At 46.4% G+C, this 8,347-nt stretch carries 8 protein-coding genes; 2 read left to right on the top strand and 6 right to left on the bottom strand.

Annotated features, from left to right (window positions below; all coding sequences use genetic code 11):
• Positions 1-948: type I glyceraldehyde-3-phosphate dehydrogenase (locus ACRC32_RS28370; protein ID WP_438557115.1), on the top strand; the 948-nt coding region annotated here is incomplete at its 5' end.
• 73 nt (positions 949-1,021) lie between these two features.
• Here the strand turns inward: ACRC32_RS28370 and thiL are convergent.
• From thiL to glnA, 5 genes are all read right to left on the bottom strand, one after another.
• Entirely contained in the window at positions 1,022-2,080 is a 1,059-nt protein-coding gene (thiL, locus tag ACRC32_RS28365) for a thiamine-phosphate kinase (RefSeq protein WP_438557114.1), read from the bottom strand.
• 66 nt (positions 2,081-2,146) lie between these two features.
• The gene (locus ACRC32_RS28360; RefSeq protein ID WP_438557116.1) at positions 2,147-2,827 is read right to left on the bottom strand and encodes a lipoate--protein ligase family protein; all 681 of its coding nucleotides are present in this window, start codon (positions 2,825-2,827) and stop codon (positions 2,147-2,149) included.
• A 123-nt stretch (positions 2,828-2,950) separates the two neighbouring features.
• On the bottom strand, positions 2,951-3,442 hold the full coding sequence (locus tag ACRC32_RS28355) for a YbjN domain-containing protein (protein WP_438557113.1): 492 nt from the start codon (positions 3,440-3,442) through the stop codon (positions 2,951-2,953).
• A 230-nt stretch (positions 3,443-3,672) separates the two neighbouring features.
• Positions 3,673-4,728, bottom strand: a complete 1,056-nt coding sequence (locus ACRC32_RS28350) for a class I SAM-dependent methyltransferase (RefSeq protein ID WP_438557112.1) — start codon at positions 4,726-4,728, stop codon at positions 3,673-3,675.
• 219 nt (positions 4,729-4,947) lie between these two features.
• Positions 4,948-6,369, bottom strand: coding sequence for a type I glutamate--ammonia ligase (gene glnA, locus ACRC32_RS28345; RefSeq protein ID WP_438557111.1), 1,422 nt, complete (start codon positions 6,367-6,369; stop codon positions 4,948-4,950).
• A 381-nt stretch (positions 6,370-6,750) separates the two neighbouring features.
• Between glnA and apcB the strand changes: the two genes are divergently transcribed.
• Positions 6,751-7,260, top strand: a complete 510-nt coding sequence (apcB, locus tag ACRC32_RS28340) for an allophycocyanin subunit beta (protein WP_015156653.1) — start codon at positions 6,751-6,753, stop codon at positions 7,258-7,260.
• Positions 7,261-7,344: 84 nt separating this feature from the next.
• Here the strand turns inward: apcB and ACRC32_RS28335 are convergent, their stop codons facing one another.
• Positions 7,345-8,307, bottom strand: coding sequence for a sugar-binding transcriptional regulator (locus ACRC32_RS28335; RefSeq protein WP_438557110.1), 963 nt, complete (start codon positions 8,305-8,307; stop codon positions 7,345-7,347).
• Positions 8,308-8,347: the final 40 nt, after the last annotated feature.

The raw sequence follows: 8,347 nt of genomic DNA, 5'->3' as shown, positions 1-8,347 counted from the left end.
AGAGACAGCAGCGATATCGAAATAGTCGCGATCAACGATACTTCCGATCCGAAGACCAACGCTCATCTGCTGAAGTATGACACCATGTTGGGGACTTTAAAAGGCATCGACATCAGCGCAGATGAAAATTCGATTATCGTCAAGGGTAAGACGGTTAAATGCACCTCCGATCGCAATCCAGAGAACTTGCCTTGGAAAGACTGGGATATCGATCTCATTATCGAATCGACAGGTGTATTCACCAGTCGGGAAGGGGCAACCAAACACTTGAACGCTGGTGCAAAGAAGGTGCTGATCACGGCTCCAGGTAAAAATGATGATGGTACGTTTGTCTATGGCGTAAACCATCACGAATACGCGCATGAAACGCACACAATCATCAGCAATGCTAGCTGTACCACGAACTGCTTAGCGCCCATCGTCAAAGTGCTGCACGAAAAATTCGGCATCATCAAAGGCACGATGACCACCACCCACAGCTACACTGGGGATCAAAGATTACTCGATGCCAGCCACCGCGATGTCAGACGGGCAAGAGCCGCAGCTATGAACATCGTTCCTACATCTACTGGTGCTGCTAAAGCAGTGGCTTTGGTACTACCAGACTTGAAAGGTAAGCTGAACGGTGTTGCTTTGCGCGTTCCTACTCCTAACGTCTCGATGGTAGACTTGGTTGCTCAGGTTGAAAAGCCAACTTTTGCTGAAGAAGTCAATTCCACGTTGAAGGAAGCTGCTGAAGGCTCCCTCAAAGGGATTCTGGCATATAGCGACTTACCACTAGTATCTTCCGATTATCAAGGTCACGATGCTTCTTCTATCGTTGATTCCAGCTTGACACTCGTTATGGGTAACGACATGGTGAAAGTCATGGCGTGGTATGACAACGAATGGGGCTACAGCCAACGGGTATTAGATCTAGCTGAGTTAGTTGCTAGAGATTGGAAATAGGAATTTGTCATTAGTCATTAGTCATTGGTCATTAGTTAAAAGCAAATGATAGATGACTAATGACCATTGACGATTAAAAATGTTGAAACCCCCGATCGCGGTTGAGAATCCGGTCGGGGTTTTTGTTAGTGCGATCGCCTAGTACGATCGCCGATTCTGCGGTAATTTCGCCGATAATTGCCGCTCCTTCACCCAAATGTTCGATCAGGGCTTCAGCTGGTTGTTGAGGTAGACACAGAACTAACTCAAAATCTTCGCCGCCATACAAAGCCCATTCTATAGCCTGTTCTGCGGTAACTAAATTAGACAAAGCTGGAGGAATCGGAATTCGATCGCGATCGATCCTCGCACCAACACCACTCATTTCGCAAATCTGGACGATCGCATCGGCTAAACCATCGCTGCTGTCCATACCGGAAATAGGGTGTGGGGTGTAGGGTGTGGGGTGTAGGGTGTCGTAGGGGCGCACGGCTGTGCGTTTGTGAGGTTGTGAAGGATCGGATGATAGAATTTCTTGCAAAATAGGCAAAACGTCTAAGCGGGGTTTGGGGCGTTGGTGCGATCGGATGAGAAATTGGCGATCGCGATCGCTCAGATTTTGCCCGATTTCTGGATGTATGAGCAATTCTAAACCAGCACGAGAAGCACCATGAAAGCCTGTGATGGCGATCGCATCTCCAACTTGCGCTGTATTGCGATAAATCGTCTGGTTTGGCTCCACTTCGCCAAAAGCTGTAATCGAAACTGTAATAACTGGAGAACGACAGACATCTCCCCCTACAATCGGAGTTTGATGTAGTTTCAAACATTCATCCATGCCTTTGTAGAGGCGTTCTACCCACTCAACAGGAACCTCACCAGGTAATCCCAAGGCAACCGTAATTCCGAGCGGTTTAGCCCCCATTGCAGCTAAGTCAGAAAGGTTAGCCGCAGTCGATCGCCACCCCACATCTTCTGGACTAGTGGTAGCATCGCTAAAATGTACCCCATCCACTAGCATGTCTGTGGTTACCACCAGAGATTTTTCTGGCGATGATGATATTACGGCTGCATCATCACCGATAATTTCTGCCGGACAAAAACGCTGCAACCGCTCTAATAAGCCTTGTTCGCCAATATCTTTAACTTTCACGAGAAGCAGGGAGTAGGGAGTAGGGAGCAGGGAGCAGGGAAGAAAAAAATGCGTTGTTTAATATCTTTAATTGCAATACAGATATACTTTTTCCCATTCTCGATCGGATAGCGGTTGTACGACAAATTCAGCCTGAAAATAACTTTTGGCAGATGCAACTAAGGCATTCATAACTGTTCTGGCTAACTCTTCCTTGTGTAGATTCAGAGGTAGTTTTACTGGAGCAAAAACATCTTTACCAAATACTTCAGCAAACAACTCCTCATCTGGCTCCAGCCGCATCGAACCATGTTGAAGAATAACATCACCCCGCCTTAGTTGAGCGCTACCAATTAATTTTGTCCCATCCTCCAAAACGAGATCTGCTCCTGTTGCCGTACCAAAGCAGTTAGGGTTATGAATGTACCCTCGCCCAGCCGTACCATAACGTAGCTGGATGCCGAGCGATCGCCACCCCTGAATCAGAAATTCACAAATTTGTTGGTATGCCTGAGTGCGACTCCCAGATAATCCTGACATCACCACAGCATAGGTTAAATCGCCTTGATGTAGAACTGCTCTACCCCCCGTTGGACGGCGTACCAAATCGATCGCTTTACCATTCCAAATTAAATTTTGCCAGCGATCGGGATACTGATGTTGATGGTAGCCAAGAGAAATTGCTGGCGGCAACCAGCTGTAAAACCTTAATGTAGCAGGCATTAGACCTAATTGATGCTGCTCGACCAGATAGCGATCGATCGCCATTTGGACTGTTCCTGGTGCTTCTAGGTGAGGAATTAACCGCCAAAAGTTAAAAGTCAAAAGTTAAAAGTCAAAAGTAATTCTCCCTACTCCCTGCTCCCTGCTCCCTTTCTTCACCGATAACTGTTAAGTAAATTCTTGTTGTAGAGCCTCGTCATTATCATCGGCGATCGTAGCTACGACTGTAACCAGGCGGGATACTTCGCCAGCAGAAAGTTCTGCTACAGTGCGGGTAGACAAAACTACAATTTGCTCCTCAAAGATACCAAAACTGGCTTCAAAGGTATCAGACCAGTTCATTTCTAGTAATCGCCGCATTAAGCCAGCATCGTTTTTGCTGGGTAATTTTAATACCGCAGACCAAACTTTGAACGTGTCTTCATCGGTTTGTCCGGTTAGTTGCACGAAGACTTCAACGCTACCGTACTTAAACTTCCATAAATAGCTATTCTGAGTATGACTGACCATTGCACTTTCATCTTGCTGCAAGCTGGCAATGACAGTTTCGATCACCTCTACATGGTTAATGCCAGTACCTTCAACTAACTCTTCAAGGATTTCTTCGCTAGACATAGAGTCACTTACTACCGTTGCCGGATCGGGTCGATCGCTCGTCATAGAAATCTTTTCTCATAACGTTGAGGTCATCTAGACCCAATTTATCGCTTTTAAGGGTAGTCGTTGCCCTTGCTTAGCAATAAATCTTAACTTGAGCAGCGATCTAGAAGCCTGGTGTCCAAAGCTAGAAAGCTAGGGAGTAAGCCAAAGTCTTTTAGTTGAAATCAAAGACTTTGAACCACAAGGAGAGACTACCTAGTAGCAACCTTAACCCCTAGCCCCGAATTCCTCTAAGCAGGTTTACGTGCTATCAATACCTTACTCATGTATTGGACTTCAGTGGTGACATTCTCAAAACCTGCCTTTTCTAAACGCTCTACTAAGTCATCTGTCATGTAATGTCTGTAGTATGGCTCGTGGAAGGTTTCGTAGAAGCCTGTCATTGCTGGCTCCATTTCTGGAGAATCGCTCATCTGAATTGAGTCGCAGATGATAAACCTGCCACCTGGTTTGGTGACTCGGAAGGCTTGTTCGATAACTCGCTGCCGTGCGACTGCTGGCAGTTCGTGGAATAAGAATACGCTGGTCGTAGCGTGGAAGTAGTTATCCATATATGGCAACTCTTCAGCATTAGCTTGCAGCAGTTGCGGTAGTTCCCCAGGAATTTGAGACAACATCTGATTGGCTTTGCGCAAATAGGCTGGGGATAAATCTGTACCGAATAGCGATGCTTTGGGTAAAGCGGCGCGAATCATTTTTAAGGTACGACCAGTACCGCAAGCAATATCGAGAACCTTAATTTGGCTAGCGGGTACATCGTCAAAAGCACTCAATCCTTGCTTTAAGGGTACGAGAATCCGCCGCCGCATGGCATCAGCCGAACCACCAAATAAGATTTCCACTTGTAAATCGTAGAGATTGGCTGACAAATCGCTTAAATAGCCGCCCGTTTGATGGTGGAAATTTTGCAGGTAGTAGCTGGGATAGCCAGCAGTCTCTAAATTGGGGTCGAAATCTTGGTAGTTTTTTTGTTTGGCTCTTTCCCAAATTTGCGGCAAATCGAACCATACAGCCGGATAGTAGAGGAAAAATTCATCCCAAGGGTTATCGAACAGTATATTGTGGGGATATAGTCCTGCCTCGGCATCTTGCCAGTCTACTTCTAACAGACGTTCGTAACGCTGGTGAATTTTCTGCAACACGTCTAGAGGCAAAGGCTTGGACTTGCGATCGCTCGGCGAAACGAGGCTCATCAACCGCGTGCTGAGTATCTTGTGAGCGAGTCCGAAGTAATTTTTGCTCTGCTGAAAAGTTTGATATGTCAGTTTTGTTAAAGTGTCAGCCATAGATAGTTGCTGGGATCGGTTTTGAGTCGGTCTTTACCTAATCTTTAATTTATTGTAAATAAGTGTAACGAGAAATTCCTAAATCTTTCGATAGGTCTGGAGATTTTTGATGAAAAATTTTTGGACGTTGGTAATGCGTGCTTACTGCATGAAAAAAGCCACCCGCGATCTGGTGGCTGAAAACTCATTTAGCGATGTAGAGGCGTTGCATGTAACGTTCTAGCAATCGTAGTAGAGGGCAAATTCATAAGGATGGGGGCGCAACCGCATCGGGTTAACTTCGTTATCAAGCTTGTAAGCAATCCAGGTTTGGAGGAAATCTTCCGTGAATACTCCAGTTGACGTTAAGAATTCATGATCTTTTTCCAATGCTTCTAGAGCGTCTTCTAACGAGCCTGGAGTGGAAGGAATCTTGCTTAACTCTTCTGGAGACAAGTCGTAGATATCCACGTCTAAGGGTTCGCCGGGGTCGATCTGATTCTTAATCCCGTCCAGTCCAGCGCAAAGCATAGCAGCAAAGGCTAGATAGGGGTTAGCCGTTGCATCTGGACAACGGAACTCTAGCCGTTTAGCTTTGGGATTGGTTCCAGATAGCGGAATGCGGATGGAAGCAGAGCGGTTACCTTGGGAATAGGCAAGGTTTACAGGCGCTTCAAACCCAGGTACTAAGCGCTTGTAAGAATTAGTTGTGGGATTGGTTAAAGCTAAAAGTGCAGGAGCGTGCTTGAGGATACCACCAATGTAATGCAGCCCCATTTCACTTAATCCAGCATACTTATCACCTGCAAACAAAGGCTGCCCATCTTTCCAAATTGATTGGTGGGTGTGCATCCCCGAGCCATTGTCGTTAAACACTGGCTTTGGCATAAAGGTGATAGTTTTGCCATACTTTCTAGCAACATTTTTGATGACGTACTTATAAATCATCAAATTATCAGCCGACCTAATCATAGTATCGAACCGGATACCAAGTTCGCACTGTCCACCGCTTGCGACTTCATGGTGGTGCTTTTCAATCGGTACTCCACACTTAGCCATTGTCAGCAACATCTCAGTCCGCATATCCTGAGATGTATCTGTTGGCGCAACTGGGAAATATCCCTCTTTGTAGCGGGGTTTGTAGCCCAGGTTGCCACCCTCTTCTTTTCTACCTGTATTCCAACGCCCTTCAATGGAATCTACGTGGTAGTATCCTTCGTGCTGATTTTGGTCGAAGCGGACATCATCAAAAATGAAAAACTCGGCTTCTGGACCAAAAAAGGCTGTGTCACCGACGCCTGTGGAGATTAGGTAGTCTAGGGCTTTTTGAGCAATAGAGCGAGGATCGCGGGCGTAAGGCTCTCCCGTACGAGGTTCAACAATGCTACAGATTAGGCTTAGAGTCGGTTCTGCCATAAATGGATCGATCCAAGCTGTTTTTGGATCGGGAACCATTGCCATATCTGATTCATTAATGGCTTTCCAACCGCGAATACTAGAACCATCGAAGGCTACGCCGTCGGTGAAGCTACTTTCTTCAATTTGGTTTTGGTATACCGTCAAATGCTGCCAAATTCCAGGCGTGTCAATGAATTTTAGATCGATGACTTGAATGTTCTGATCTTGAATCATCTTCAAGACTTCTTGTGCGGTTTCGGGCATGGTGACTCCTTAATCTGCCAATGACTGAATGGAACTATTGCACTCTCAGCTGCACTCTCAGCTTGCTGCCGCGATGTGGTTTGCTGGAAGCCAGATCTTGCCACATTTGAATCATCCTAGAAAGAGAGTGAAGGCAATTTTGTAGTTTAAATGACAAAACGTCTGCCTGGAGGCTTATATTAGTTATTCCTTAACAAGCTGTATTAATTGGGACGCATGGATGGTTTCTCATCGGGGTCAAATTTAGCTTAAAATCCTTAAAGAGCAATGGTTTGCTTGTAGGCTTTCAAGCTTGAGGTGGCACGGTCAGTTGTTAACAAGTGCAATTCCTTAGCTCAACAATATCAAACCACAGATAGGAAAAATTCGGAGAGCAATCAAATGCGGGATGCAATAACAAGCTTAATTGGGACTTACGACGTGGCAGGACGGTACTTCGATCGCACTGCCTTAGAACGGCTCAAGTCCTACTTTGACACTGGAACGGCACGGGTTCAAGCAGCTGCAACAGTCAACTCAAATGCTGCATCAATTGTCAAGCAGGCTGGTTCGCAATTATTTGCCGAACAGCCAGAATTGATTCGTCCTGGTGGTAATGCTTATACAACGCGGCGCTATGCCGCTTGTTTGAGAGATATGGATTATTACCTACGCTATGCGACTTACGCGCTGGTAGCTGGCAACATGGATGTGCTAGACGAGCGCGTACTACAAGGCTTGCGGGAGACTTATAATTCTCTGGGTGTACCAATTGGTCCTACCGTGCGCGGTATCCAAATGATGAAGGACATTGTCAAGGCACAAGCAGTAGCAGCTGGCGTAGAAAATACAGCTTTTATCGATGAACCGTTCGATCACATGACTCGCGAATTGAGCGAACGGGATATTTAGTTATTGGTTGTTGGTTGTTGGTTGTTGGTTGGGCGATCGCGTTCTTTTTAAATTATGAAGGCGATCGCTTTTTTATTAACCAATTCAGATTTTGCCAAGAATTGTTTGAGCAGCTGCTTCATCGATAATTAACCCTGTAATTAACTTGCCGCGTAAAGCAGCTAAAATGGCTTCTGCTTTTTTCATGCCGCCTGCTACACCAATTACAAGCCTTTGTACTGGTTGTTCCAACGGTACGCTGGCGACACGGCTATTCGTTCCCTGTTGCAGCAAAACTCCGTGGCGATCGTACGCCCAGCCTGCAATCTCCCCCACTGCACCCAGTTCGACTAATTCAGCTACCTCGTCATCGTTAATAAAGCCATTTTGATGTAATGGGGCATTCCAAACAATCTGACCGATACCGACAAACGTTGCCTTGGCTTGCTCGGCAAGAGTTTTGACGGCGATGAACGATCGCTGCGTTTGCAACAGTTCCCGTTCTTCAACACTGGTTGCTACAACCGGAGTCGGGACTGGATAGGCTTGCGAACCAACCCGATCCGATAAATGCATCACAACTTCATGACGACCCGCCCGTCCGTAGTGAGACATATTGCCAATAATGGAGACAATCTTATGCTGCGGTTGATCCATGGACGGGATCTGCTCCACCATCGATCGCAATGTTCGCCCTGAAGTAAATGCCAATACTGTAGGCGTTTTTGCAATAAGATACGTTTCTAAATAGCTAGCAGCACGCACGCCAATACCGTTGAATGCATCGCCACTTCCCGCGTCACTCGGTACGACTTCGCAAAGCGACAAATTGAAGCGATCGCGTAGCGCTTCAGCTAGAGCAATGCATTCACTCAAGGGATGATCGAGTCGAAATTTGATCAGCTTTTCACTCACTGCCAGCGCAATCAGGCGTTGTGCCGCTTGCCGAGACACGCTGAGCTTTGCTGCGATCTCTTCTTGGGTATTTCCAGCTATGTAATAGAGCCATGCAGCATGAGCCGCCAGATCTAACTTGCGATCGCGCCGCTCCGAACCAATTTCTCGCATATTCTACCTTCAGGATCTATGTATCCCCCAAAAGGAAGAT

It is taken from the genome of Chroococcidiopsis sp., assembly GCF_051657925.1.
Lineage (GTDB): Bacteria > Cyanobacteriota > Cyanobacteriia > Cyanobacteriales > Chroococcidiopsidaceae > Chroococcidiopsis.
Note: the sequence above shows the minus strand (reverse complement) of the source record. Positions and strands in the feature narration are given on the sequence as shown.